The sequence below is a fragment of the Amphibacillus indicireducens genome (assembly GCF_039539605.1).
Classification (GTDB): domain Bacteria; phylum Bacillota; class Bacilli; order Bacillales; family Amphibacillaceae; genus Amphibacillus; species Amphibacillus indicireducens.
Map to the genome: position 1 here is coordinate 1 of NZ_BAABDL010000027.1, position 2,345 is coordinate 2,345.

Annotated in this window: 3 protein-coding genes and 1 pseudogene; all 4 read right to left on the minus strand. The window is 34.8% G+C overall.

All coding sequences use genetic code 11. From position 1 onward, the window contains the following. Nucleotides 1-68: 68 nt before the first annotated feature. Nucleotides 69-578 carry a DNA methyltransferase gene (locus tag ABD814_RS02880; protein WP_344910155.1) on the minus strand — a complete coding sequence of 170 codons (510 nt, stop codon included), beginning with the start codon at nucleotides 576-578 and terminating at the stop codon, nucleotides 69-71. A gap of 289 nt (nucleotides 579-867) precedes the next feature. Next, nucleotides 868-1,551: an ArdC family protein gene (locus tag ABD814_RS02885; protein WP_344910157.1), complete on the minus strand. Its 684-nt coding sequence runs from the start codon at nucleotides 1,549-1,551 to the stop codon at nucleotides 868-870. Next, nucleotides 1,544-1,738, minus strand: coding sequence for a hypothetical protein (locus ABD814_RS02890; RefSeq protein WP_344910159.1), 195 nt, complete (start codon nucleotides 1,736-1,738; stop codon nucleotides 1,544-1,546). The genes ABD814_RS02885 and ABD814_RS02890 overlap by 8 nt, the downstream gene beginning before the upstream one ends. Nucleotides 1,739-1,840: 102 nt before the next feature. Further along, nucleotides 1,841-2,092, minus strand: a pseudogene (locus tag ABD814_RS02895) (group II intron maturase-specific domain-containing protein); the annotation flags it as partial. Nucleotides 2,093-2,345: the final 253 nt, after the last annotated feature.

Consider the following 2,345-nt stretch of genomic DNA (forward strand, 5'->3'; position numbering starts at 1 on the left):
GATTGATTGGTTATTTTTAATTGATTTGATGCGGTTTATTCAGGTTTTATGATTGGGCTATGAATAATCTAGGGTACATATATAGATCCATCTTCGGCTAGTATTTCTTTAGCTAATATCAATCTTCTTCTCATAAACTCAAGAAATTCAGCACCTTTTTTCTTGTCAGTATATGCTTTTGCACTTTCCTTGTTTTGAAACTCATCTTGAGTCGCAAAAGGTGGGTCAATATAAATTAATTTAACTTTTCCTTTAACTTTATTCTTTATTAAAGGATCCTTATTCTCATAAATTGTTTTTAAAAATTGAAGATTGTCTCCAAAGACCATCATATTACGCCAATTTCCTTCAAGTTTTGGGTACTTCCCGCCATTAAATACTCGATCAACTTGAAGAGGAACAGCTAATGTACCATCCTCACCTGATAAAATATCTTCTTTTCTCATTTTCCCAGCATAAGTTAGTTCATATTCTTCTTGTTCTGCGGGGAATAACAAATATTTATAATCCTCAGGTATTGGTTCTCCCTTTTGAATTAAATCCATTAAATATCGCTTGTCGACATCATTTAAAATCATTTAATCCATCCTTCTGTATTTTCACTATGCCTTTTTATATTTTTTCTACACATTATACAAATAATTATACTACATAAACAACAATAGATAAAGGTTAAAAATGGGAAAAGAACACCACTACATCTGTCTCATATTACTTCTCTTATCATACAGATTTCTTTTTCCTAATTACTCCTAATACTTTGTACTTACATTTTAAACCAATTAAAGGTGAAAAAACCTACTTTTGCAATAGTTACATCTACAACTTACTATTTAAAACTCATTTGTACTTTTCCATTTTTAATATTTAACTTAGCATCAAACTTATTCCCCTTCTTACTCTTAAACCCTTTAGACCATTGTTACTAGCTTCCACCGAATGATAATATGCCCCTTTTGCCGACCCTAATTCATGGAATGGTTCACCTACTGAAACACCCATATCACTTGCAATTGCACTTAACGAATCCATGACCGTTTCATAGCTATCAACCTCCCCTTCCAACCATCTGTTAGGGAATATCTCAGGCAAATCTTCTGCTTTCGCATTTGTTTGACTAATATCAAACACATGACCTAAACGGAAGTACAACCTACCCCTGTCCTGCTCCAACTCACCACTCTTGATTTTTTCTTTTTGAGACTCATTAGCAAAACGCAAACTCTTCCACTTACCATGTTCATCTTTAAACTTAGGTGTTGTTTTGTTAGGTACAAGAATTTTAATTCCCTTCTCACCCTTGTTCACCGAAAAACCTTTATCCTTCCAACTTTTAAAACTTCCTACTGCCTTTGCCCCACTAAATTGTGATTGGATTAAACTTGTGTTTCTAGGTGAATACTGATAAAACCTCGACATAAAGGCCAAATACTCTTTCATCTGTTCAGGAGAGGTAAAATGCCCCTCAATCGCTTTATCCATTTCTTCTACAACTTGATTAACTTCCTCCCTTTTCTCTTCCCAACCCTTCTTTTTATACTTTCTACTCACACTCACCACCCCTTTTTATTGGAAACATATCTAAAACTTCTTTCGTATTAGAATCAATGTAATAAAAACAACGTTCGTCATGATCGCTATATAAACCGACCAAACGAACGTTAGGAAAACCAACATCTTCACCTATTTCTTCTGCATGTAAGACAAATTCACTTTCATCAATAACACAACCTATCAAAAAATCACCTCATTTAGATAAAAATTGAGATAGGGGGAGGTGACTAACCTCCGTCCCTCTCACACCACCGTACATACGGTTCTCGTATACGGCGGTTCCAAATTATGTCGAACGCAGAATCTTATATCTTGCAGATATGCTCTTTAACCCTAGGTTAGCCCAGTAGGCTTTGCCTAGGGTTCTGTGTAGTATTGGACTTTTCGCGATACGCCAGTATGCTTTTCGAGAGTTTCCCCATTCATAAGCTTTCTGTGGAGAAATCCCTAACGATATTAGATTCCTTACTTTCGTTCTGGGTAATTTCCATTCTTTCCAGCGTATCATTCGAAGTCTTCGACTTAGCCATGATTCTAACCTGCATTATTCATAACTTGATTTTTTATAGGTGATTTGCCCATTAAATTGCCAAAAGTGAATGCCAGTTAGGGAAATTTAGTTTTTATAACTAAATAAGTATGGTTGCTCGTTAAATTTTCACTTTTCTCTATCCGCTTTTTCCCATCAAACTTAAAAATGGGCAGACTTATCCCTCGAGATGATTTAAGTTTTTTAAAATTATGAATGGCTATTGATTGGGTCACTCAATAAGCGGTATGCCTTGAATTTT